Raw genomic sequence first — 25,154 nt, 5'->3', positions numbered from 1 at the left:
TCGTCGCGGCTTGTGTCAGGGACGGACGAGAATCGAAATCAGCAAGATTGCGGCGAAAATTTTTCCGCAGTTGCTCAGGCGGGCTCCACACTCACCCAGTAGCGGCTTAAGTAGCGCACTTTCACGGGCAAGGTTTTCGGCAGGTTGGCCAGGGCGATATCGGTGTCGTCAATGCGGAACGCACCGGAAATGCTCATGGCCTGGATCGACGAGGCACAGCGCAGCACACCTGGACGATAGCGCCCCAGTTCTTCGAGGAAATCGCCAAGGCGCCAGTCGTTCACGCTGAGCATGCCTTGCAACCAGGCCGTGGAATCGGCGGGGAGTGCATGGGCGTCGAGGACGACATCCTGATCAAAACTCACTTGCTGGCCAGCGTGCAGTTGCAGCACTCGATCAGGGTGGCGCAGGGGGCGAACTTCGACGCGGGCCTCAAGCACACCCACGCGGGTCTGCTGCGCCAGTTTGCGGATGCTGAACGCGGTACTGCGGGCCAGTACGCTGCCGTCATCGGTGTGCACGATGAACGGGCGCTGCTGACGATCGCTGACCGGACGCACCAGAATTTCCCCCTGATACAGCTGAATCGCCCTCACCTTTGTGGCGTAGCGCACATCCAGCGCGGTATCCACGTTCAGCTCCAGCTGTGAACCATCTTCCAGGTGCAGGGCGCGGCGCTCGCCGCTGCGGGTACTGTGCTGGGCCAGCAAGGCACGATGGGGCACCTGCTCGGCCGCCAGCCAGCTGCCGCCCCCCATGGCCATCAGCAGGCCCAGCACTTTCAGCACGTCACGCCGCTGCGCCTGGGCCGCGCCAAGGCCGGACAGCGCCGCCTGCGGCGGCACCATGGCCCATTGCTGCTGCAGCTTTTCTACCCGCGCCCAGGCGGCTGCGTGCAGGGGGCTGGCCTGCAGCCACTGTCGCCAGGCCTGGGTGCGGGCCTCGCTATTGGCGCCGTCGTTGAGCTGAACATACCAGGTGGCAGCGGCTTCGAGTGTCTTGAGATCCATGGGCGTCAGCCTTCGACTGCCAGCAGGCAGCGAGTCATGGCCTTGATCAGGTGATTCTTCACGGTGGTGATCGACACGCCGAAGCGCTCGGCCGCAGCGCCGTAGGTCAGGCCTTCGAGTTGAACGGCAAGGAAGATGGCGCGGGTCTTGGCGCCGAGTTCGTCGAGCAGGCTGTCCACGGCCACCAGCATTTCTATGATGGACAAGCGCACCTCCGGCGACACCTCGACCGGTTCCGGACGCAGGGCTAGAGCCTGCAGGTAAGCTTTTTCGATGATGCGACGGCGAGCTTTGTCTATCAGAAGGGCGCGGGCGATAGCGCTGAGGTAGCTGCGCGGCTCACGGATCGGCAACGGGTTACGCGCGGTCATTACCCGCAAGAACGTGTCGTGCGCCAGGTCGGAAGCGTCGGCGGCGTTGCCCAGGCGGGCGCGCAGCCAGCCCTTCAGCCAGCTGTTGTTTTCGCTGTACAGCTGGTGCAGGGCCTGGGGATCGAGCGTTGCCATGGCGTCAAGACCGCGATATTAATGGGAATTGATCGCATTGTCGCGAGAGGCGGGGCTTATTGCAAGGACCGCGAGCACACACCCTGTGGGAGCGGCCTTGCGTCGCGATTGGGCCGCAAAGCGGCCCGGGTTTCGGCATCACGGCTACATTTGTGGGGCTGCTGTGCAGCCCTATCGCGACTCAAGGCCGCTCCCACAAAGAGTCGTGCAGGCTTGCAGGGCAGTGGTTAGAACCCGGCCTCCAGGCTCAGCAGGTCCTGCACCGTCTGGCGCCGGCGGATCATCCGCAGGGCACCGTTCTCGATCAGGAACTCCGGCAGCAGCGGCCGGCTGTTGTAGTTCGACGACATCGACGCGCCATAGGCCCCGGCATCGTGGATTACCAGCAGGTCGCCCACCTGTGCCTGGGGCAGGTCCTGCGGGGTCAGTGCCTGGTCATCCTGAGTGAACACGTCACCCGATTCACACAACGGCCCGGCCACCACGGTCGGCTGGCGCGGGCGATCTACTGCCTGGCCATCGGCATCGAGCAGGGTCATGCCGTGGTAGGCGCCGTACATCGCCGGGCGCATCAGGTCGTTGAAGCCGGCGTCGATCATGACGAAGGTATTGCGCCCCACCTGTTTCACGGCACGGACTTCGGCCACCAGGTAGCCCGACTCCGCCACCAGGAAGCGCCCGGGTTCGATCTCCATGCGCACCGGGTGGCCGAGCATCGCTTCGATCTCCTTGCGCGCCACCGCCCAGGTCTGCGCATAGCGCTGCAGGTCGACCGGTTTGTCGGTGCTGCGGTAAGGGGTGGAAAGCCCGCCGCCGATGGAGAACGCCTCGATGTCCACGCCCAGACGGCCGATCAGCTCGATCATCGAGCGGGCCACCTGTTCCAGGTGCTGGTAGTCCACCCCGGAACCAATGTGCATGTGCACGCCCACCAGGTGCAGGCCATGGGCCTTGATGCACGCCAGCGCTTCGTCCAGCTCTTCGTGCCAGATGCCATGCTTGCTGTTTTCGCCGCCGGTATTGGTCTTGCGGCTGTGGCCATGGCCGAAGCCTGGGTTGATGCGGATCCACACGCGGTGGCCGGGCGAGCGTTCACCCAGTTGGCGCAGCATGTCAATGGAGCCGGCATTGACTTCGATCTTTGACGCCACCACGCGTTCCAGGGTGGGGCGGTCCAGCGCGTCGCAGGTCAAAACCACGCCGGCAGGGTCACCGTCAACACTCGCGCCGGCGGCGAAGGCCCGTTCCATCTCTCCCAGCGACACTGCGTCCAGCACCAGGCCATGGGCGCGCATCAGGCGCAGCACATGCAAGTTCGGGTTGGCTTTCTGGGCGAAACGTACGGTGTCGAACACGTTCAACTGCTTGACACGATCGGCGATGGTGCGGGTGTCGTATGCCCATAGTGGCGAGCCGTGCTGGCGAACCGCCTCGGCCAGGAGGGTGAAGGGTGCGGTCATGGTGGCGTTACTCGTATAAGGAAGGCCACGAGGATGAGCCAAAGGGTGGATTCAGAAAAATAGCTATTCTTCTGTCTGCCATTCATATCTGATATACCCATTGTCGAATCTCAGGGTATTGCCGTGAAATTGTCCGTCCGCCACATCGAAGTGTTCCGCGCCATCATGGCCGCTGGCAGTGTCACGGGTGCGGCGCGCCTGCTGTTCACCTCGCAGCCCACCGTCAGCCGCGAACTGGCGCGGCTGGAGCAGGTAACTGGCCTGAACCTGTTCGAGCGCGAGGGCGGGCGCCTGGTGGCGACGGCCCAGGCGCTGCTGTTGATCGAAGAGGTCGAACGCGCCTACGTCGGGCTGGAGCGGATCGATCGCTTTGCCCAGGCCATCCGCAACTTCGAGCAGGGCCGGCTGGCCATCACCTGCCTGCCGCTGTTCTCGCAAACCTTGTTGCCCAAGGCTTGCCAGCGCTTTCACCAGCAGCACAGTGGCGTGAGCGTGAGCATTCTTGCGCAGGAGTCGCCGTTGCTGGAGGAGTCACTGGTTGCCCAGCAGCATGACCTTGGCCTGACTGAAGTCGAACAGATACCGCGCGGCGCGTATGGTGAATTGCTGTTCAGTGCCAACATGGTGTGCGTGTTGCCCGAGCATCACCCGCTGCAGGTGAAGGCTGAACTGGAGCTGAGTGATTTCCATGAGGTCGACTTCATCAACCTGGCCAGCCTGGATACCTACCGCCAGCGTCTGGATCAGCACTTTCGTGCGGCCGGGGTTAACCGCCGCACGGTCATCGAAACCACCAGTGCCGCTTCGGTGTGCGCCATGGTCAGGCAAGGCCTGGGGGTGGCGATCATCAACCCACTGAGCGGGCTGGAGGCGGCGCAAGGCGGGCTACCGATCCGCAGGTTACGGGTATCGGTGCCCTATCAGGTGATGCTCATACGCCCGGACCATCGGCCGGCATCGGCAGCGGTGGAGCCGTTTTGCGAGGCGTTGCGGGTGCAGGCCAAAGAGATGCAGCAGGCGCTGGCCTGATCATTGTGGGAGCGCGCTCCCACTAGGCAGGGGCAGGGTTCAAAGCTCGCAGACCAAGGTTCCAGTACCGGCCAGGATGTTCTCCAGGGTTTCCTTCACTTCATCCATGTCACTCAGCTCGCTGGTCAGGTTGATTTCCAGTACTTCATCCCCCTTCAGCGCGTCCCGGTCGCCGGCCGCCACTTCGATCAGCAGGCGCTTGGCGCTCAGGGTCACTTTAAGGCCATCCAGCGTCGACGGCTCGTCATCCAGCGTCAGGTCGACGGTGTCCTCGTCCGGGTAACGGGTAAGCAGGAACATCTGACCCTTGTCGCTGTGGCAGCACAGGGTCGCCATGTTGTCTTCCTCGTCATCGCAAGGGGTGGCGAACAGCAGGGCGGTGTTGATTTGCATGAGCAGGCTCGGGTCAAAGGAAACGGAAGGGAATTCTGACAGTCTTGCGTACAGGCATAAACGTAAAGTTACCGCCCCTTGACCGAAATTGTCGCAGCGCTGCAAGCGTAGATGACCGATCAGTCGTTAAGCTTCGGCGAGCCCTGGGCGTGCATGCGCACGTTCAACGTCTGGTTTTTTACCGTCCGCCATGCCACGGGTTGGCTATCGTTGATCCGTACACGGCGCACGCAGCGACGCTTCAATTATTACAAAGCCCAAGCGGAGTACCACAGATGGCGTTCTTCACCGCAGCCAGCAAAGCCGACTTCCAGCATCAACTGCAAGCGGCCCTGGCGCAGCACATCAGCGAGCAGTCCCTGCCACAAGTGGCGCTGTTCGCCGAGCAGTTCTTCGGCATCATCTCTCTGGACGAACTCACCCAGCGCAGGCTTTCCGACCTGGCCGGCTGCACCCTGTCAGCCTGGCGCATCATCGAGCGTTTCGACCCCGAATACCCGCAAGTGCGGGTGTACAACCCTGATTACGAACGCAATGGCTGGCAGTCGACCCATACCGTGGTCGAAGTGCTGCACCATGACTTGCCGTTCCTGGTCGACTCGGTGCGCACCGAGCTCAACCGCCGTGGCTACAGCATCCACACCCTGCAAACCACCGTGCTCAGCGTGCGCCGTGGCGCCAAGGGCGAGCTGTTGGAGCTGCTGCCCAAGGGAACCCAGGGCGAGGGCGTGCGCTACGAGTCACTGATGTACCTGGAGATCGACCGCTGCGCCAATGCCGCCGAGCTGACAGTGCTGACCCGCGAGATCGAGCAGGTGCTGGCCGAGGTACGGGTGGTGGTGGCCGACTTCGACCCGATGAAGGCCAAACTGCGTGAAGTGGTGGCGCAGGTGGAACAGACCGGCTTTGGTCCTGCCCAAAACGAGAAGGGCGAAGTCAAGGCCTTCCTTGAGTGGCTGCTGGATAACCACTTCACCTTCCTGGGCTATGAAGAATTCACCGTCAAGGGCGACGCCGATGGCGGCCAGATGGTCTACGACGAGCAGTCGTTCCTCGGCCTGCCGCGTCGTCTGCGTGTGGGCCTGACCGCAGAAGAGCTGCGCATCGAAGACTACGCTGTGGCCTACCTCAACGAGCCGCTGCTGCTGTCGTTCGCCAAGGCCGCGCTGCCCAGCCGCGTGCATCGCCCGGCCTACCCGGACTATGTGTCGATCCGCCAGCTGGACGCCGACGGCAAGGTCATCAAGGAGCACCGCTTCATGGGGCTGTACACCTCGTCGGTGTATGGCGAAAGCGTACATGCCATTCCGTACATCCGCGTGAAGGTGGCCGAAGTCGAGCGCCGTTCGGGCTTCGATCCCAAGGCCCACCTGGGCAAGGAACTGGCCCAGGTGCTGGAAGTGCTGCCGCGCGACGACCTGTTCCAGACGCCGATCGACGAGCTGTTCAGCACGGTCATGGCAATCGTGCAGATCCAGGAGCGCAACAAGATCCGCGTGTTCCTGCGCAAAGACCCGTATGGCCGCTTCTGCTACTGCCTGGCCTACGTCCCGCGGGAAATCTACTCCACCGAAGTGCGGCAGAAGATCCAGCAGGTGCTGATGGAGCGCCTGAAGGCCACCGACTGCGAGTTCTGGACCTTCTTCTCCGAATCGGTATTGGCCCGTGTGCAACTTATTCTGCGGGTCGACCCCAAGAACCGTATCGACATCGACCCGCAGCAGCTGGAACGCGAAGTCATCCAGGCCTGCCGCTCGTGGCATGACGACTACTCGGCACTGGTGGTGGAGAACTTCGGCGAAGCCCAGGGCACCAACATCCTTGCCGATTTCCCCAAAGGGTTCCCGGCCGGTTACCGCGAGCGCTTCGCCGCGCACTCGGCGGTGGTCGACCTGCAGCATGTGCTGAACCTGTCGGAAAGCAAGCCGCTGGCCATGAGCTTCTACCAGCCGTTGACCCAGATGGGCGAGCGCATCCTGCACTGCAAGTTGTACCACGCCGACACCCCGCTGGCGCTGTCCGACGTGCTGCCGATTCTGGAAAACCTCGGCCTGCGCGTGCTCGGCGAGTTCCCGTATCGCCTGCGCCATGCCAATGGCCGTGAATACTGGATCCACGACTTCGCCTTCACCTACAGCGAAGGCCTGAGCCTGGATATCCAGCAGCTCAACGATACCCTGCAGGACGCCTTCATCCACATCGTCCGTGGTGATGCCGAGAACGACGCTTTCAACCGCCTGGTGCTCACCGCCGGCTTGCCGTGGCGTGACGTGGCCTTGCTGCGTGCCTACGCCCGTTACCTGAAACAGATCCGTCTGGGCTTCGATCTGGGCTATATCGCCAGCACCCTGAACAACCACACCGACATCGCCCGTGAGCTGACCCGGTTGTTCAAGACTCGCTTCTACCTGGCGCGCAAGCTTACCCAGGACGACCTTGACGACAAGCAGCAGCGCCTGGAACAGGCCATTCTGACTGCGCTGGACGACGTGCAAGTGCTCAACGAAGACCGCATCCTGCGGCGCTACCTGGACCTGATCAAGGCCACCCTGCGTACCAACTTCTACCAGCCCGACGCAAGCGGCCAGAACAAGTCGTACTTCAGCTTCAAGTTCAACCCCAAGCTGATCCCCGAACTGCCCAAGCCGGTGCCAAAGTTCGAGATATTCGTCTATTCGCCACGCGTCGAGGGCGTGCACCTGCGCTTTGGCAACGTCGCTCGTGGCGGCCTGCGCTGGTCCGACCGCGAAGAAGACTTCCGCACCGAAGTGCTGGGCCTGGTCAAAGCCCAGCAGGTGAAGAACTCGGTCATCGTGCCGGTCGGCGCCAAGGGGGGCTTCCTGCCGCGCCGTCTGCCGATTGGCGGCAGCCGTGACGAGATTGCCGCCGAAGGCGTGGCGTGCTACCGCATCTTCATTTCCGGCCTGCTCGACATCACCGACAACCTCAAGGACGGTGGCGTGGTGCCGCCGGCCAACGTGGTGCGTCATGACGATGACGACCCGTACCTGGTGGTGGCGGCCGACAAAGGCACCGCGACCTTCTCCGACATCGCCAACGGCATTGCCATCGATTACGGCTTCTGGCTGGGCGATGCCTTTGCATCGGGCGGCTCGGCCGGTTACGACCACAAGAAAATGGGCATTACCGCACGCGGTGCCTGGGTGGGCGTGCAGCGTCACTTCCGCGAGCGTGGCATCAACGTGCAGGAAGACCCGATCACCGTCATTGGTGTGGGCGATATGGCCGGTGACGTGTTCGGCAATGGCCTGCTGATGTCCGACAAGCTGCAACTGGTGGCCGCGTTCAACCACCTGCATATCTTCATCGACCCCAACCCGGAGCCCGCTTCCAGTTTCGCTGAACGCAAGCGCCTGTTCGATCTGCCGCGTTCGGCCTGGAGCGACTACGACACCAGCATCATGTCCGAAGGCGGCGGGATCTTCCCGCGCAGTGCCAAGAGCATCGCCATCAGCCCGCAGATGAAAGAGCGCTTCGCCATCGAAGCCGACCGCCTGACCCCGACCGAGTTGCTCAATGCGCTGCTCAAGGCCCCGGTAGACCTGCTGTGGAACGGTGGTATCGGGACCTATGTCAAGGCCAGTACGGAGAGCCACGCCGATGTCGGCGACAAGGCAAACGATGCGCTGCGGGTCAACGGTAACGAACTGCGCTGCAAGGTGGTGGGCGAGGGTGGCAACCTGGGCATGACCCAGCTCGGCCGCGTCGAGTTCGGCCTGAATGGCGGCGCCACCAACACCGACTTCATCGACAACGCCGGCGGCGTGGACTGCTCCGACCACGAGGTCAACATCAAGATCCTGCTCAACGAAGTGGTGCAGGGTGGCGACATGACCGAGAAGCAGCGCAACCAGCTGCTGGGCAGCATGACCGACGAAGTGGCCGGCCTGGTGCTGGGCAACAACTACAAGCAGACCCAGGCGCTTTCGCTGGCCGCCCGCCGCGCCCGCGAGCGGATTGCCGAGTACAAGCGCCTGATGGCCGACCTCGAGGCGCGGGGCAAGCTGGACCGTGCCATTGAATTCCTGCCGTCTGAAGAGCAGTTGGCCGAACGCCTGGCTGCCGGCCAGGGCCTGACCCGCGCCGAGCTGTCGGTGCTGATCTCGTACAGCAAGATCGACCTCAAGGAGCAACTGCTCAAGTCGCTGGTGCCGGACGACGACTACCTGACCCGTGACATGGAAACCGCTTTCCCGCCGTCCCTGGTCAGCAAGTTCGCCGAGGCCATGCGCCGCCACCGCCTGAAGCGCGAAATCGTCAGCACCCAGATCGCCAACGACCTGGTCAACAACATGGGTATCACCTTCGTACAGCGCCTGAAGGAGTCGACCGGCATGAGCCCGGCCAACGTGGCCGGCGCTTACGTGATCGTGCGCGACATCTTCCACCTGCCGCACTGGTTCCGCCAGATCGAGGCGCTGGACTATCAGGTGCCGGCGGAAATCCAGCTCACCCTGATGGACGAGCTGATGCGCCTGGGCCGCCGTGCCACCCGCTGGTTCCTGCGTAGCCGCCGCAACGAACAGGACGCCGGGCGCGATACCGCGCACTTCGGGCCGAAGATCGCGCAGCTGGGTCTGAAGCTGGATGAGCTGCTCGAAGGCCCCACCCGCGAACGCTGGATGGTGCGCTACCAAGGCTTTGTCGACGCCGGTGTGCCGGAGTTGCTGGCGCGGATGGTGGCGGGTACCAGCCACCTGTACACCCTGCTGCCAATCATTGAGGCGGCCGACGTGACCGGCCATGAGCCAGCGCAGGTGGCCAAGGCATTCTTCGCCGTGGGCAGCGCACTGGACCTGACCTGGTACTTGCAGGAAATCAGCAACCTGCCGGTGGAAAACAACTGGCAGGCGCTGGCGCGCGAGGCTTTCCGCGACGATATCGACTTGCAGCAGCGGGCGATCACCATTTCGGTCCTGCAGATGGTCGATGCACCGCAAGACATGGATGCCCGCGTGGCGTTGTGGTCAGAGCAGCATCGGGGAATGGTGGAGCGCTGGCGCGCCATGCTCGACGACTTGCGCAATGCCACGGGCACTGACTATGCGATGTACGCGGTGGCGAACCGCGAGCTGGTCGACCTGGCCATGAGCGGGCAGGCGGCGGTGGTGCCGTCCTGAGCCTTCTGGTGAGGTAAAACAAAGCCCCGGCAGTGATGCCGGGGCTTTTTTTGTATTCCTGGGCTGGCCCCTTCGCGGGTGAGCCCGCTCCTACACAGATTGGTGGTGGACACACATCGGGGGTTGGACACAGCCCGTCGTGTAGGAGCGGGTTCACCCGCGAAGAGGCCGGCCCTGCTGGCCAATTTCCACCCGCCGTTCACTGTCGCTGCCGCCACCGTATTCGCGGGTAAACCCGCTCCTACAGGGGGCGGGGCCGTTACTTGAACCGCCTCTCCACGCCTTTTTCGACCAGGATCTTGGCGGAAATCTCTTCCACCGAAAAATGCGTGGAATTGATATTGGGGATGTTCTCCCTGCGGAACAGGCTTTCCACTTCACGCACTTCGAATTCGCACTGGGCAAAGCTGGAATAGCGGCTGTTGGGCTTGCGTTCGTGGCGGATGGCGGTGAGGCGGTCGGGGTCGATGGTCAGGCCAAACAGCTTGCTGTGGTGCTTTTTCAGCACCGCCGGCAGCTGCAGGCGCTCCATGTCGTCCTCGGTCAGCGGGTAATTGGCGGCACGGATGCCGAACTGCATGGCCATGTACAGGCAGGTTGGGGTTTTGCCACAGCGCGACACACCAACCAGAATCAGGTCGGCTTTGTCGTAGTAGTGGGTGCGTGCACCATCGTCGTTATCCAGGGCGAAATTCACCGCCTCGATGCGTTCCATGTAGTTGGAATTGCCACCAATCGAGTGGGATTTGCCCACGGAATACGACGAATGGGCGATCAATTCCTGCTCAAGTGGGGATAAAAACGAAGAAAAGATGTCGATCATGAAGCCATTCGACGTCGCCAGGATCTCGCGGATGTCCTGGTTGACAATGGTGTCGAAGATGATCGGGCGGACCCCATCCCGCTCGGCCGCAGCGTTGATTTGCTGGACCATGGCCCGCGCTTTGTCCGGCGAATCGATGTAAGGACGGGTGAATTTGTTGAATGGAATGCTCTCGAATTGCGCGAGCAAACTCTGGCCCAGGGTTTCGGCAGTGATACCCGTGCCGTCGGAGATGAAGAACGCGGTTCGTTTCATTTGCGATCTGGGCCTTAAGCTGATGACGATTCTTGGATATGATAAGTTCGGTTTGCCGAATGCGGCTGTCGACATTCTGCCACATTTGCAGAGCCTATTTTCCAGGTACAGGCCACAAACGCCCGGCCAAGTCACAGAAGACAGGCGGGCGCCTTTTGAGCTTTTCCAACACAGTTAGTGGAGAGATCACCTTGGTAGAGTACGTAGTTTCCCTCGATAAGCTCGGCGTCCATGATGTGGAGCATGTGGGGGGCAAGAACGCATCCCTGGGCGAGATGATCAGTAACCTCGCCGGTGCCGGCGTGTCGGTGCCGGGCGGCTTTGCCACTACGGCTCAGGCGTACCGTGACTTTCTCGAGCAGAGCGGGCTGAACGACCGCATTCACGCCGCGCTCGACGCGCTGGACGTTGACGACATCAATGCCCTGACCAAGACCGGCGCGCAGATTCGCCAGTGGGTCATGGAAGCCGAATTCCCGCCACGCCTGGATTCGGAAATCCGTACGGCCTTCGCAGAAATGGCCGCCGGCAACGACAACATGGCCGTTGCTGTCCGTTCCTCGGCTACCGCTGAAGACCTGCCAGACGCCTCGTTCGCCGGCCAGCAGGAAACCTTCCTCAACATCCGCGGCGTCGATAACGTGATCCGCGCGGCCAAGGAAGTGTTCGCTTCGCTGTTCAATGACCGCGCCATCGCCTACCGCGTGCACCAGGGCTTCGATCACAAGCTGGTTGCCTTGTCTGCCGGTGTGCAGCGCATGGTTCGCTCCGAAACCGGCACCGCCGGCGTCATGTTCACCCTCGACACCGAGTCGGGCTTCCGCGACGTGGTGTTCATCACTGGCGCCTATGGCCTGGGCGAAACCGTCGTACAGGGTGCAGTCAACCCTGACGAATTCTACGTGCACAAGAACACCCTCCAGGCCGGCCGCCCGGCCATCCTGCGCCGTAACCTGGGCAGCAAGGCGATCAAGATGGTCTATGGCGACGAAGCCAAGGCCGGCCGTTCGGTCAAGACCGTCGAAGTCGACCGCGCCGAGCGCGCACGCTTCTGCCTGACCGATGCCGAGGTCAGCGAGCTGGCCAAGCAGGCCATGATCATCGAGCAGCACTACCAGCGCCCGATGGACATCGAGTGGGCCAAGGACGGTGACGATGGCAAGCTGTACATCGTCCAGGCCCGCCCTGAGACGGTGAAGAGCCGTTCCAGCGCCAACGTCATGGAACGCTACCTGCTCAAAGAGAAAGGCACCGTGCTGGTCGAAGGCCGTGCCATTGGCCAGCGTATCGGCGCCGGCAAGGTTCGCGTCATCAACGACGTATCGGAAATGGACAAGGTCCAGCCAGGCGACGTGCTGGTCTCCGACATGACCGACCCTGACTGGGAACCGGTGATGAAGCGCGCCAGTGCCATCGTCACCAACCGCGGTGGCCGTACCTGCCACGCAGCGATCATCGCCCGTGAGCTGGGTATCCCGGCGGTTGTCGGTTGCGGCAACGCTACCCAGATACTGAAAGACGGCCAGGGCGTGACCGTTTCCTGTGCCGAAGGCGATACCGGCTTTATCTTCGAAGGCGAGCTGGGCTTCGACATCAAGCAGAACTCGGTCGATGCCATGCCGGAACTGCCGTTCAAGATCATGATGAACGTCGGCAACCCGGACCGCGCCTTCGACTTCGCCCAGCTGCCCAACGCCGGTGTCGGGCTGGCACGCCTGGAGTTCATCATCAACCGCATGATCGGCGTGCACCCCAAGGCGCTGCTGAACTATGCGGGCCTGCCTGCCGACCTGAAAGAAAGCGTCGACAAGCGCATCGCCGGCTACAACGACCCGGTTGGCTTCTACGTCGAGAAGCTGGTAGAAGGCATCAGCACCCTGGCGGCGGCCTTCTACCCGAAAAAGGTCATCGTGCGCCTGTCGGACTTCAAGTCCAACGAGTACGCCAACCTCATCGGCGGCAAGCTGTACGAGCCGGAAGAAGAAAACCCGATGCTGGGCTTCCGCGGTGCTTCGCGTTACATCAGCGAATCGTTCCGTGACTGCTTCGAGCTCGAGTGCCGTGCACTTAAGCGTGTGCGCAACGAGATGGGCCTGACCAACGTCGAGATCATGGTGCCGTTCGTACGCACCTTGGGCGAAGCCAGCCAGGTCGTGGACCTGCTCGCCGAAAACGGCCTGGCCCGCGGCGACAACGGCCTGCGCGTGATCATGATGTGCGAACTGCCGTCCAACGCCATCCTCGCCGAAGAGTTCCTGGAATACTTCGACGGCTTCTCGATCGGTTCCAACGACCTGACCCAGCTGACCCTGGGCCTGGACCGTGACTCGGGCATCATTGCCCACCTGTTCGACGAGCGTAACCCTGCGGTGAAGAAGCTGCTGGCCAACGCCATTGCCGCGTGCAACAAGGCTGGCAAGTACATCGGCATCTGCGGCCAAGGCCCATCGGACCACCCGGACCTGGCCAAGTGGCTGATGGAGCAGGGCATCGAAAGCGTGTCGCTGAACCCGGACTCGGTACTCGAAACCTGGTTCTTCCTGGCCGAAGGCCAAGGCGCGGCCTGATGCAGTAAAACGCGGGGGGACGTCTGGCGTCCTCCTGCCTGGTTTTTTTCCAGGGCGAGTTCCAGCAATGGACCCCGCCCTTTTTTGTGCACCAAGCAACCTTATGCAAAGCAGCAGCACTTTATTCCCCGTGGCCCTGCTCAGTGCCGAGCGCCGCGGCGATCTCAGCGAAGACGTGTATCGGATCAAGGCCGGTAATGGTCCGGATCCCAGCGTCGAGCTCGCCATCACCCGTCTGGGACTGGCCGACCAGGGTCAGGCCCAAGGCGTGCCGGTCATTCTCCTGCACGGCAGTTTTTCCAATCGGCGCTTCTGGTATTCGCCCAAAGGGGTTGGCCTGGGCGCCTACCTTGCGCGCGCAGGTTTCGATGTCTGGATCCCGGAAATGCGAGGCCACGGCCTGTCGCCGCGTAACCAGGACTGGAAACACAACAGCGTTGCCGCCTACGCCCGTGATGACCTGCCGTTGTTCAACGCGTTCGTGCACGAGCAATCGGGCCAGGCGCCGCACTGGGTCGGCCATTCGCTGGGTGGTACGACATTGGCGGCAGCACTGGGTGGCGGCTTCCTGGCGCCCGGGCAAGTCGCCAGTGTGGCGTTGTTCGGTACCCAGATCAGCCGTGTCTATTGGCCGTTGAAAGTGCCGCCGCTGGCTTGGGGCGCGAAGCTGGTGCTCAAGCGTTGGGGGCAGATATCCGGGCCACGTTTCAAGCGTGGGCCTGAAGACGAGCCGATAGGCCTCGCCTTGGAGAGCATGCGCTGGCACGGCCTGTTCGGGCGCTTTGGCGACAAGCAGAGCGATTGGTGGGCAGGGCTGGCTGAAGTGGATGTACCGCTGCTGGCGGTGGCCGGTGCAGGGGACTTCCAGGACCCGGTGTGGGCCTGTCGCAAGCTGTTCGAGCAGTTGGGCGGCGAGCGCAAGCAGTTCCTGCGGCTGGGTCGTGAAGAAGGTTTCGAGGCCTTTGGGCATGTCGACATGCTGGTGAGCAAGGCCGCGCAGGTGCAGGTGTGGCCGCTGGTGGAGCGCTGGCTGCGCAACCCGCTGCTGCCGGTGCATGCGTCCACTGTCGTTGCCGACCCTGTGCCTGCCAGTTGAGTTCGCTGTACCTGTCATGGCCTCTTCGCGGGTTTACCCGCGAAAGGGCCGGGCCTGCTGGCCAATCTCCACCCGCCGTTCACTGTTGACGCCGCCACCGTATTCGCGGGTAAACCCGCTCCTACGCCGGATCGGTGGTGGACACAGGTCGGTGGTTGGTCACAGGCCGTCGTGTAGGAGCGGGTTTACCCGCGAAAGGGCCGGCCCTGCTGGCCAATTACCACCCGCCGTTCACCGTTGCCGCTGCTACCGTATTCGCGGGTAAACCCGCTCCTACGCCTGATCGAGGGTGGACACATGTCGGTGGCGGGGCACAGGCCGTCGTGTAGGAGCGGGTTTACCCGCGAAGAGGCCATCAAACCCCGTGCAAAAAACAAATTTTTTCTAACTACCCCTTGAAAGCATTTCCCTCGGCCATATCTTTTGAGTACGCGATGCCGAAGCCGGGTCGCGTAATGACTTACTTGCTGAATCTCAGGAGTTTATGACCATGACTACTGCTTTCTCTCTTGCTCCACTGTTCCGTCATTCCGTTGGTTTCGACCGTTTCAACGACCTGTTCGAATCCGCGGCACGTAACGAGGCCGGTAGCAGCTACCCGCCCTACAACGTGGAAAAGCATGGCGATGACCACTACCGCATCGTGGTTGCTGCAGCTGGTTTCCAGGAAGAGGACCTCGACCTGCAGGTCGAAAAAGGTGTCCTGACCGTGACCGGTGGCAAGCGCGACAATAGCGCCGCTGAAGTGACCTACCTGCACCAGGGTATCGCACAACGCGCCTTCAAGCTGTCGTTCCGCCTGGCAGATCACATCGAAGTGAAGGCCGCCGGCCTGGCCAATGGCCTGCTCAGCATCGACCTGCTGCGCATCGTGCCTGAAGAAGCCAAGGCCAAGCGCATTCCGATCAATGGCGAAAAACCAGCGCTGAACTGACCGCGCAGCACTGAAAAAGGGCACCTCCAGAGGTGCCCTTTTTCGTGCTTCTCACATGGTCCCGCGTAGGCGCGCGGCCGTCATGCGATCAGTAATCTGCCGGCGCCTCCAGCAACATCTGCCGAAACTCCAGCAACGGCAATGGCCGGCTGTGCAGATAACCCTGGTACAGATGGCACCCCAGCCGCTCGAGAAACGCCAGCTGTTCGGTCAGCTCTACCCCTTCGGCAATCACCGCCAGGTCCAGGCTGCGCGCCATGGCGACAATGGCGCGGACAATTTCTGCGTCGTTGGGGTCGACCGGTGCATCGCGTACGAAGCTTTGGTCAATTTTCAGCGCATCGACCGGCAGGCGCTTCAGGTAAGTCAGCGAGGAATAGCCGGTGCCGAAGTCATCCATGGCAAAACTCACCCCGTAGCGCTTCAGCTCGCGCATCTTGCTGATGGTGTCTTCCAGGTTCTGGATGACGATGCCTTCCGTGATTTCCAGCGTCAGCATCTGCCGCGGCAGGCGGTAATCGTCCAGGCTGCGCAGCACCCGCCCGACAAAGTCGTTCTGGCGGAACTGTCGCGGGCTTATGTTCACGCACAGGCTGAAATCATCAGCGTCGATCAACCCGTCGGTGAGCATGCGGGCGCAGGCGTCGCAGGCTTCGTCGAGAATCCAGCTGCCAACTTCAAGGATCAGGCCGCTTTCTTCCAGTACCTGAATGAACTGCGAGGGCGGTTGCTGGCCCAGAAGCGGGTGGTGCCAGCGCAGCAGTACTTCAGCACCGACAATGCGGTTGTCGCGGGCATCCACCTGCGGCTGGAAGTGCAGCGCCAGTTCGCCACGGGCCAGGGCCAGGCGCAGGTCGTTTTCCATGCGCAGGCGCTCGCTGGCGGCCTTCTGCATGGTGGTGTGGAACAGCTGTGTGGTGTTTCGACCGGAGTCCTTGGCCCGGTACAGGGCGATATCGGCACGCTTGAGCAGGTCGGCCGGTGTGGTGCCGTGGTCCGGGATCAGCGCCACGCCGATGCTGGGCGTTACTTGCAGGCGCTGGCCATCCAGTGACATTGGCTCGGCCAACAGTTCGCGCAGGGTGTCGGCCAGCTCGCGCACTTTCTCTTCCACGTGTTCGCGGCTCCCTTCCAGGCCGCTGAGCAGCACCACGAATTCGTCGCCCCCCAGACGCGCCACGGTGTCCTCCAGGCGCACGCTGGCCTCAAGGCGGGCGGTGATGATCTTCAGCACAGTGTCGCCCACCGGGTGGCCCAGCGAGTCGTTGATGTGCTTGAAGTGGTCGAGGTCGAGGAACAGCAGGGCGCCACGCAGGTTATGGCGCTTGAGCAGGGCGATCTGCTGGCTCAGGCGGTCCATCAGCAAGGCGCGGTTGGGCAGGTTGGTCAGCGGGTCGTGATAGGCCAGGTGGCGTATCTGCGCCTGGGCGTTCTTCAACTGGCTGACGTCGCGGGCGGTCAGCAGCAGGCAATCCACTTCGTTGAGGGTGATCGGTTCCACCGAAACCTCGACCGTGAGGATATCGCCACGCTTGTTGCGCCCGAGCATCTCGCGGTGGTGTACCCGGCCGCGCTCGCGCAACTCGGCCAGCAGCGCGCCGCGCTGCTTGTCGTCGGCCCAGATGCCGATCTCATACACCGTGTGGCCGATCACTTCATCAGTGCTGTAGCCGGTCAGGCGGCAGAAGCCGTCGTTGACCTCCAGGTAGCGGCCGCTGTGGCGTTCGGTGATGGTGATAGCGTCGGGACTGGAGTGGAAGGCCTTGGCGAACTTCTCCTCGCTGGACTTCAGCGCGGCTTCGGCGCGCTGTTGCTGGGTGATGTCGCGCAGGGTGGTCACGCTGCAGGGCTGGTCGTCGACGGTGATCAGGCGGCTGGAAATCACACAGGTCAGCGGGTCGCCGTTGCGGTGGTTGAGTACCACGGCGACGTTGCTCAAGGCCTGTTCGCGGATCACCTGCTCGATACGTTTCGCGCGCTCGACGGACTCGGCCCACAGGCCGATTTCCTCGGCGGTACGTCCAAGCACCTGCGCGCTGCTCCAGCCGAAGGTCTGGGTGAACGCCGGATTGATCTCGATGAACTGGCCAGTGTCCTGGCGGGTGACGCAGATCGGGTCGGGGCTGACCTGGAACAGGCTGGCAAACTTCTCTTCCGAGGCGCTCAGGCGCTGTTCGCGCTCCACCTGATCTGTAATGTCGAGCAAGGTGCCCGCCATGCGCAGGGGGGCGCCCTGGTCGTCGCGATACAGCCGCGCGCGGCTTTCGATGTAGCGTGAAGTGCCGTTTTCCAACTGTACCCGGTAGGTGATCTGATAGTTGCCGGCAGGCCCTTCGCGCAGGCTACGGTAGGCCTGTCGCATCGAGTTGCGCTCTTGCTCCGGCACACCTTCGAAGAACGCATCGAACGATTCATGAAAAGGGATGGGCGGCAAGCCATGCAGCTGCGCCGCGCGGGCTGAGCCGTAGAGCATGCCGCTTGGGATGTGCCAGTCCCAGGTGCCCAGTTGCGCCGAGTCCAGGGCCAGGTCCAGCCGCTCCTGGCTGTCCTTCAGGGCCTGCTCGGCACGCTTGCGTTCGGTGGTGTCGACGAATGTACTGATCAGGAAGGTCACGCCTTCCAGCTCGATGCCCTGGGTGCACAGGATGCCGTCATGCACCTTGCCGCTGGTCGCACGAAATTGCACCTCCATGATCAACGGGCCGCCGTTGGCGCAGGTCGACTCCATGATCTGGTGGCGCTGTTCGGGGTTGACCCACAGGCCCAGTTCCAGGCTGGTCTTGCCGATCACCTGACTGCCGGGCCAGCCGAACATGTTTTCGAAGTGCTGGTTGACCTCGAAGATCATGCCATCGTGGCGACGGGTCAGCAAAATGGCGTTGGGGCTCAGGTGGAACAGCGTGGCGAAGCGCTTTTCCGAATTGATCAGTGCTGTTTCCCGTTCGCGCTGGCGGGTGATCTCGCGGATCACGCCGATCATCTGCGGTCGGCCGTGCGGGTCGTGGGTCAGGCTGCCGTTGATCTCCAGCCAGTGCAGGCTGCCGTCCGGCCAGCGGATACGGTGGCGCATGGCTTGCTCCACCGGCTCGCCATTGACCACCGCCTGGAACACCTGGCGCGTGCGGGCGCGGTCCTCCTCGGGCAGCAGGTCGAGGTAATCGATATCGGCGGGCAGTGGCCGCTGTGGATCGAAACCGAACAGGGCCTGGGTGCCCCGCGACCAACTGACCCTGCCGCTTTCGATATCCCACAGCCAGGCACCCAGGCGCGCACCGTTGAGCGCTGCCAGCAGTTGTGGGGCGTTCTGCCAGGCCTGCTCGGACTCCTGGGGATCAGCTGCAGGTATGCGCGGCAGGCGCAAAAAGCGGTTTGCTGATTTGGGCATCGGTACCAGACCTTTGGCGTATGGCGTGTCCTTGGAATCGGAATAGCGGGCTGGCAGCCAGTCAGGTGGGCCCTGAGTGGCTGTCGAGCAGGGCCATGAAAGCCCTGGCCGCATTCGATAGCGTACGCTCCGTGTGCAGAATGTAGCCTAGCTGGCGCGACAGCTGTATGCCGGGCAAAACGATGGGTGCAACCTGTTCGTCGAGCATGGTGCGTGGCAGCACGCTCCAGGCCAGGCCGATCGACACCATCATCTTGATGGTTTCCAGGTAGTTGGTGCTCATGGCGATGTTCGGCGTCAGGCCCTGGCTTTCGAACAGGCGCTGGACAATATGGTGGGTAAAGGTATTGCCGCCGGGGAATACCGCCGGATGGCGGGCGATGTCAGCCAAGCTGACCGAATGGTTGTTGGCCAGCGGGTGCTCGGGGGCGGCGACAAAGTCCAGGGCGTCATCCCATACCGGCACGGCCTTGACCAAGTGGTGCGGCTCGGGCGCAAGGGTGATCACGGCGATTTCGGCACGGCCATGCAGAATCTCGTCGTAGGCCTGTTCCGAATCCATGAACTGAATATCCAGTGCCACTGCCGGGTACTGGCGGGTGAAAACCCGTAACAACGGGGGCAGGCGGTGCAGGCCGATGTGGTGGCTGGTGGCCAGGGTCAGGCGACCGCTCACGGCCCCGGTCAGATTGGTCAGCGCCCGTCGGGTATCATCCAGGACGTTGAGGATCTGGTAGGCCCGCGGCAGCAGTGCGCGCCCGGCTTCAGTCAGGGTCACCTCGCGGCCCAGGCGGTCGAACAGGCGCACGTCCAGTTGCTGCTCCAGGCCGGCGATGCGTTTGCTGATGGCCGGCTGGGTCAGGAACAGACGTTCGGCTGCGCCGGAAAAGCTGCCGGTTTCGGCAATGGCGATGAAGGCACTGAGGTTGGCCAGGTCCATGGTGTTGTATTCCTTTGGGTTATCCAAAGCATAAAAATTATGAATTTGAGTTATTCAATCTAACCCCCTAGCATCGTCCGTACAAGCCAAGGGGTCTTTGGCATAGAAAGACGCTGATGAGGAACAGTCTGATGGCTGGCAAAACGCTCTACGACAAACTCTGGGAAGCCCATGAGGTCAAGCGCCGTGATGACGGCTCGTCCTTGATCTACATCGACCGCCACATCATCCACGAAGTGACGTCGCCCCAGGCCTTCGAAGGCCTGCGCCTGGCCAACCGCAAGCCATGGCGTATCGACGCCAACATCGCCACACCTGACCACAACGTGCCGACCACGCCAGAGCGCAAGGGCGGTATCGAGGCGATCGTCGACCAGGTGTCGCGCCTGCAGGTGCAGACCCTCGACGAGAACTGTGACGAATACGGCATCGTCGAATTCAAGATGAACGACGAGCGCCAGGGCATCGTCCACGTCATCAGCCCGGAGCAGGGCGCCACCTTGCCGGGCATGACCGTGGTCTGCGGTGACTCGCACACCTCCACCCACGGCGCTTTCGGTGCCCTGGCCCACGGCATCGGCACCTCCGAGGTCGAGCACGTGCTCGCCACCCAGTGCCTGGTCGCCAAGAAGATGAAGAACATGCTGGTACGCGTGGAAGGCCAATTGCCGGCCGGCGTTACCGCCAAGGATATCGTGCTGGCCGTGATCGGCAAGATCGGCACCGCCGGTGGCAACGGTCACGCCATGGAATTCGCAGGCAGTGCCATTCGCGAATTGTCGATGGAAGGCCGCATGACCATCTGCAACATGTCCATCGAAGCCGGTGCCCGTGTGGGCCTGGTGGCGACCGATGCCACTACCGTTGCCTACGTCGAAGGGCGTCCTTACGCGCCGAAGGGCGAGCAGTGGAAGCAAGCGGTCGAGTCGTGGAAGGACCTGGTGTCGGATGACGATGCCGTATTCGACACTGTGGTCGAGCTGGATGCCAGCCAGATCAAGCCACAGGTCAGCTGGGGCACTTCGCCCGAAATGGTCCTGGCCGTCGACCAGCGTGTGCCAGACCCGGCTGCTGAGACCGACCTGGTCAAGCGTGGTTCGATCGAACGTGCCTTGAAGTACATGGGGCTGACCGCCAACCAGGCGATCACCGATATCAAGCTGGACCGTGTGTTCATCGGCTCGTGCACCAACTCACGAATCGAGGACCTGCGCGCTGCGGCGGAAATCGCCAAGGGCCGCAAGGTGGCCGCCAGCGTCAAGCAAGCCATCGTCGTGCCGGGTTCGGGTCTGGTCAAGGCCCAGGCCGAGCGTGAAGGCTTGGACAAGATCTTCCTCGAAGCCGGTTTCGAATGGCGTGAACCAGGCTGCTCGATGTGCCTGGCGATGAACCCGGACCGCCTGGAAAGCGGCGAGCACTGTGCGTCCACCTCCAACCGCAACTTCGAAGGCCGTCAGGGCGCCGGTGGCCGTACCCACCTGGTCAGTCCGGCCATGGCCGCCGCTGCTGCTGTAGCGGGCCACTTCATCGATGTTCGCGAGTTGATCCAAGGGAGCGCAGCATGAAAGCCTTTACCCAGCACACTGGCCTCGTCGCGCCGTTGGACCGTGCCAACGTCGACACCGACCAGATCATCCCCAAGCAGTTCTTGAAGTCGATCAAGCGCACCGGCTTCGGTCCGAACCTGTTCGACGAGTGGCGTTACCTGGACGTGGGTCAGCCCTACCAGGACAACAGCAAGCGCCCGGTCAACGAAGAGTTCGTGCTCAACCACGCGCGCTACCAGGGCGCCAGCGTGTTGCTGGCGCGGGAAAACTTTGGTTGTGGCTCCAGCCGTGAGCATGCCCCTTGGGCGCTGGATGAGTACGGCTTCCGCAGCATCATTGCGCCGAGCTTTGCCGACATTTTCTTCAACAACAGCTTCAAGAACGGCTTGCTGCCGATCATTCTGAACGATGAGGAAGTCGACGAGCTGTTCAAGCAGGTCGAAGCCAACCCGGGCTACCAGCTGACCATCGACCTGCAGGCGCAGGCTGTGACCCGCCCGGATGGCAAGGTGCTGCACTTCGAAATCGATGCGTTCCGCAAGCACTGCCTGCTCAACGGTCTGGACGATATCGGCCTGACCCTGCAGGACAGCGACGCGATCAAGGCCTTCGAAGCCAAGCACCGCGCCAGCCAGCCTTGGCTGTTCCGTGATGCCTGAAGTTCGTAGGTGACAGTGCGGGCCTCTTCGCTCCTACAGACAGTTACGCGGTCGTTGTAGGAGCGGGTTTACCCGCGAAGAGGCCGGCACAGGCAACAAAAATCTAAAGGAACGAGACATGACCAGCACCCAGCACATCGATGTGGTCCAGCGCCAGTTCGGCGAGCAGGCCAGCGCCTACCTCAGCAGCGCCGTGCACGCCCAAGGCAGTGAATTCGCCCTGCTGCAGGCTGAGCTGGCAGGGCAGGCCCATGCCCGCGTGCTGGACCTGGGCTGCGGTGCCGGTCATGTCAGCTTCCACGTCGCCCCGCTGGTTGCCGAAGTGGTCGCCTACGACCTCTCGCAGTCCATGCTCGACGTGGTCGCCAGCGCCGCCGCCGAACGCGGCCTGGCCAATATCACGACCGAACGCGGCGCTGCCGAACGCCTGCCGTTCGCCGACGCGTCGTTCGAGTTCGTCTTCAGCCGTTATTCGGCCCACCACTGGAGCGACCTGGGCCTGGCCCTTCGCGAGGTGCTTCGGGTGCTCAAGCCAGGTGGAGTGGCGGCGTTCATCGACGTGATGTCGCCGGGCAGCCCGCTGCTCGACACTTACCTGCAAACGGTCGAAGTGCTGCGCGACACCAGCCACGTGCGCGACTACTCCGCCGCCGAGTGGCAACGCCAGGTCAGCGAAGCCGGCCTGCACGTGCGCAGCCACACCCGCCAGCCGTTGCGCCTGGAGTGGAGCACCTGGGTTGAGCGCATGCGCACCCCCGAGCCGATGCGTGTGGCCATCCGCCAATTGCAGCAAGCCATGGGCGAAGAAGTACGGCAGTATTACCAGATCGAGGCCGACGGCTCGTTCAGCACCGATGTGCTGGTGTTGTGGGCCGAGCGTTAAGCACTTTTCGGTGGGGCCCGCTTGGCCACGCCGCGTGAATGGATAGAGGAAAGCATGAGCAAGCAGATTCTGATTCTCCCAGGTGACGGTATCGGCCCGGAAATCATGGCCGAGGCAGTCAAGGTACTGGAGCTGGCCAACGACAAGTTCCAGCTCGGCTTCAGCCTGGCGCACGACGTGATTGGCGGTGCCGCCATCGACAAACACGGTGTGCCGCTGGCCGACGAAACCCTGGAGCGTGCGCGCAAGGCCGATGCGGTGCTGCTGGGAGCTGTGGGCGGGCCGAAGTGGGACAAGATCGAGCGAGACATTCGCCCCGAGCGCGGCCTGCTGAAGATCCGCTCGCAACTGGGCCTGTTCGCCAACCTGCGCCCAGCCATCCTTTACCCGCAACTGGCCGATGCCTCGTCGCTGAAGCCGGAAATCGTATCGGGCCTGGACATCCTCATCGTCCGAGAGCTGACCGGCGGCATCTACTTCGGTGCCCCGCGTGGTCAGCGCGAGCTGGAAGGCGGCGAACGCCAGGCCTACGACACCCTGCCGTACAGCGAAAGCGAAGTGCGCCGCATTGCCCGTGTCGGCTTCGACATGGCCCGCGTGCGCGGCAAGAAGCTGTGCTCGGTGGACAAGGCCAACGTTCTGGCCTCCAGCCAGCTGTGGCGTGAGGTGGTCGAAGACGTGGCCAAGGACTACCCGGACGTGGAACTGAGCCACATGTACGTCGACAACGCTGCCATGCAGCTGGTGCGTGCCCCCAAACAGTTCGACGTGATGGTGACCGACAACATGTTCGGTGACATTCTGTCGGATGAAGCTTCCATGTTGACCGGTTCCATCGGCATGCTGCCGTCGGCGTCCCTGGATGCCGACAACAAGGGCATGTACGAGCCGTGCCACGGCTCGGCACCGGACATCGCTGGCCTTGGTATCGCCAACCCGCTGGCGACCATCCTGTCGGTGTCGATGATGTTGCGTTACAGCTTCAATCAGTCGGCTGCCGCCGAGGCGATCGAGAAGGCCGTGAGCCTGGTTCTGGACCAGGGGCTGCGTACCGGCGACATCTTCTCGGAAGGCTGCCGCAAAGTTGGTACGCAGGAAATGGGCGACGCAGTAGTCGCAGCGCTGCGGAATCTGTAATCTCTCTGGCCCGCCCCCCAAAATTCCCGGTGGCGGCCCACTTTTAGCAAAGGTGTAGTTGCGATGAAACGTGTAGGTCTGATCGGTTGGCGCGGTATGGTCGGTTCCGTGCTCATGCAGCGGATGCTGGAGGAGCAGGATTTCGACCTTATCGAGCCGGTGTTCTTCACTACCTCCAATGTTGGTGGCCAGGGTCCGAACGTGGGCAAGGATACAGCGCCCCTCAAGGACGCTTATTCGATTGAAGAACTCAAGACCCTCGACGTGATCCTGACCTGCCAGGGCGGCGACTACACCAACGAGGTCTTCCCCAAGCTGCGTGAAGCCGGCTGGCAGGGTTACTGGATCGACGCCGCTTCGTCCCTGCGCATGCAGGATGACGCGGTGATCATCCTTGATCCGGTCAACCGCAAGGTCATCGACCAGCAGCTGGACGCAGGTACCAAGAACTACATCGGTGGCAACTGCACTGTCAGCCTGATGCTGATGGGCCTGGGTGGCCTGTTCGAGGCCGGTCTGGTCGAGTGGATGAGCGCCATGACCTACCAGGCGGCTTCGGGTGCCGGTGCGCAGAACATGCGCGAACTGATCAAGCAGATGGGTGCTACCCACGCGGCAGTGGCCGATGACCTGGCCAACCCGGCCAGCGCCATTCTCGATATCGACCGCAAGGTTGCCGAGACCATGCGCAGCGAAGCGTTCCCGACCGAGAACTTTGGCGTGCCACTGGCGGGCAGCCTGATCCCGTGGATCGACAAGGAACTGCCGAACGGTCAGAGCCGCGAAGAGTGGAAGGCCCAGGCCGAAACCAACAAGATCCTCGGCCGCTTCAAGAGCCCGATCCCGGTCGATGGTATCTGTGTGCGCATCGGCGCCATGCGTTGCCACAGCCAGGCGCTGACCATCAAGCTGAACAAGGACGTGCCGATCGCCGACATCGAAGGCATGATCAGCCAGCACAACCCTTGGGTGAAGCTGGTGCCGAACCAGCGTGAAATCAGCATGCAGGAGCTGACCCCTACCAAGGTCACCGGCACCCTGAACATTCCGGTTGGCCGCCTGCGCAAGCTGAACATGGGTTCGCAGTACCTGGGCGCTTTCACCGTGGGTGACCAGCTGCTGTGGGGCGCCGCCGAACCGCTGCGCCGCATGTTGCGGATTCTGCTGGAGCGTTGATCGTTCAGGCTTTACCTGAAAAATACCGCACTGGTGACAGTGCGGTATTTTTTTGCCTTATACATTGGCGAAATGTCTGATCTGACAGAGTCCTTGCCCTTGCTTTTGCTTGTAAGTGCGCGATAGTTCAAGCGACGCAGATTGCGACTTCAGGAGGCCGAGCGCAGGGCTTGCGGAGGGAGGTGACGGGCATGGATGCCCGTCAAGCGCTGG

The 25,154-nt window shown here is 62.5% G+C and carries 17 protein-coding genes; 10 read left to right on the top strand and 7 right to left on the bottom strand.

The annotated features are described in order from the left end of the window. Positions 1-74 precede the first annotated feature (74 nt). The 3 genes from QYE47_RS22985 to lysA form a co-directional block, all read right to left on the bottom strand. Entirely contained in the window at positions 75-1,010 is a 936-nt protein-coding gene (locus QYE47_RS22985) for a FecR domain-containing protein (protein WP_070384165.1), read from the bottom strand. 5 nt (positions 1,011-1,015) lie between these two features. Further along, complete coding sequence (locus QYE47_RS22980; protein ID WP_012053194.1) at positions 1,016-1,516, bottom strand: sigma-70 family RNA polymerase sigma factor; 501 nt, start codon at positions 1,514-1,516, stop codon at positions 1,016-1,018. Between the two features lie 227 nt (positions 1,517-1,743). Then, positions 1,744-2,976, bottom strand: a complete 1,233-nt coding sequence (lysA, locus tag QYE47_RS22975; RefSeq protein WP_014591823.1) for a diaminopimelate decarboxylase — start codon at positions 2,974-2,976, stop codon at positions 1,744-1,746. A 123-nt stretch (positions 2,977-3,099) separates the two neighbouring features. On the opposite strand from lysA, the gene QYE47_RS22970 reads away from it, so the two are divergent. Next, positions 3,100-4,005 carry a LysR family transcriptional regulator gene (locus QYE47_RS22970; protein WP_010953080.1) on the top strand — a complete coding sequence of 302 codons (906 nt, stop codon included), beginning with the start codon at positions 3,100-3,102 and terminating at the stop codon, positions 4,003-4,005. A gap of 39 nt (positions 4,006-4,044) precedes the next feature. On the opposite strand, the gene QYE47_RS22965 is transcribed toward QYE47_RS22970, so the two are convergent. Next, the gene (locus QYE47_RS22965) at positions 4,045-4,398 is read right to left on the bottom strand and encodes a hypothetical protein (RefSeq protein WP_014591821.1); all 354 of its coding nucleotides are present in this window, start codon (positions 4,396-4,398) and stop codon (positions 4,045-4,047) included. A gap of 275 nt (positions 4,399-4,673) precedes the next feature. Between QYE47_RS22965 and QYE47_RS22960 the strand changes: the two genes are divergently transcribed. Beyond that, a complete protein-coding gene (locus QYE47_RS22960; RefSeq protein WP_014591820.1) occupies positions 4,674-9,539 on the top strand; it encodes an NAD-glutamate dehydrogenase in 4,866 nt (1,621 codons plus the stop codon). Between the two features lie 259 nt (positions 9,540-9,798). On the opposite strand, the gene QYE47_RS22955 is transcribed toward QYE47_RS22960, so the two are convergent. Then, a complete protein-coding gene (locus tag QYE47_RS22955) occupies positions 9,799-10,617 on the bottom strand; it encodes a pyruvate, water dikinase regulatory protein (RefSeq protein WP_003248634.1) in 819 nt (272 codons plus the stop codon). A 191-nt stretch (positions 10,618-10,808) separates the two neighbouring features. Here QYE47_RS22955 and ppsA point away from each other — a divergent pair, with 191 nt between their 5' ends. The 3 genes from ppsA to QYE47_RS22940 all read left to right on the top strand — a co-directional run bounded on the left by ppsA (position 10,809) and on the right by QYE47_RS22940 (position 15,214). Next, entirely contained in the window at positions 10,809-13,184 is a 2,376-nt protein-coding gene (ppsA, locus tag QYE47_RS22950) for a phosphoenolpyruvate synthase (protein ID WP_019437371.1), read from the top strand. A 103-nt stretch (positions 13,185-13,287) separates the two neighbouring features. Next, positions 13,288-14,280 (top strand): alpha/beta fold hydrolase, encoded by a 993-nt coding sequence (locus QYE47_RS22945; protein ID WP_076403467.1) that lies wholly within the window; start codon positions 13,288-13,290, stop codon positions 14,278-14,280. 490 nt (positions 14,281-14,770) lie between these two features. After that, a complete protein-coding gene (locus tag QYE47_RS22940; RefSeq protein WP_019437397.1) occupies positions 14,771-15,214 on the top strand; it encodes an Hsp20 family protein in 444 nt (147 codons plus the stop codon). Between the two features lie 88 nt (positions 15,215-15,302). Here QYE47_RS22940 and QYE47_RS22935 read toward each other — a convergent pair whose 3' ends face one another. Together QYE47_RS22935 and QYE47_RS22930 are read right to left on the bottom strand one after the other, a co-directional pair. After that, positions 15,303-18,599: a bifunctional diguanylate cyclase/phosphodiesterase gene (locus tag QYE47_RS22935; RefSeq protein WP_014591911.1), complete on the bottom strand. Its 3,297-nt coding sequence runs from the start codon at positions 18,597-18,599 to the stop codon at positions 15,303-15,305. 61 nt (positions 18,600-18,660) lie between these two features. After that, a complete protein-coding gene (locus tag QYE47_RS22930; protein WP_014591910.1) occupies positions 18,661-19,539 on the bottom strand; it encodes a LysR family transcriptional regulator in 879 nt (292 codons plus the stop codon). 131 nt (positions 19,540-19,670) lie between these two features. Between QYE47_RS22930 and leuC the strand changes: the two genes are divergently transcribed. The 5 genes from leuC (at position 19,671) to asd (ending at position 24,941) form a co-directional block, all read left to right on the top strand. Next, positions 19,671-21,104 (top strand): 3-isopropylmalate dehydratase large subunit, encoded by a 1,434-nt coding sequence (leuC, locus tag QYE47_RS22925; protein WP_010953002.1) that lies wholly within the window; start codon positions 19,671-19,673, stop codon positions 21,102-21,104. Continuing rightward, on the top strand, positions 21,101-21,745 hold the full coding sequence (gene leuD / locus QYE47_RS22920; RefSeq protein WP_014591909.1) for a 3-isopropylmalate dehydratase small subunit: 645 nt from the start codon (positions 21,101-21,103) through the stop codon (positions 21,743-21,745). Before leuC ends, leuD begins: the two co-directional genes overlap by 4 nt. A 118-nt stretch (positions 21,746-21,863) precedes the next feature. After that, positions 21,864-22,628: a class I SAM-dependent methyltransferase gene (locus QYE47_RS22915; RefSeq protein ID WP_301159135.1), complete on the top strand. Its 765-nt coding sequence runs from the start codon at positions 21,864-21,866 to the stop codon at positions 22,626-22,628. Between the two features lie 54 nt (positions 22,629-22,682). After that, positions 22,683-23,765, top strand: coding sequence for a 3-isopropylmalate dehydrogenase (gene leuB, locus QYE47_RS22910; protein ID WP_003247194.1), 1,083 nt, complete (start codon positions 22,683-22,685; stop codon positions 23,763-23,765). Between the two features lie 63 nt (positions 23,766-23,828). Further along, positions 23,829-24,941: an aspartate-semialdehyde dehydrogenase gene (asd, locus tag QYE47_RS22905; protein ID WP_003247195.1), complete on the top strand. Its 1,113-nt coding sequence runs from the start codon at positions 23,829-23,831 to the stop codon at positions 24,939-24,941. Positions 24,942-25,154 lie beyond the last annotated feature (213 nt).

The organism is Pseudomonas sp. 2,4-D, assembly GCF_030418155.1.
Lineage (GTDB): Bacteria > Pseudomonadota > Gammaproteobacteria > Pseudomonadales > Pseudomonadaceae > Aquipseudomonas > Aquipseudomonas alloputida.
This window is presented reverse-complemented; position numbering and strand designations above follow the sequence as displayed.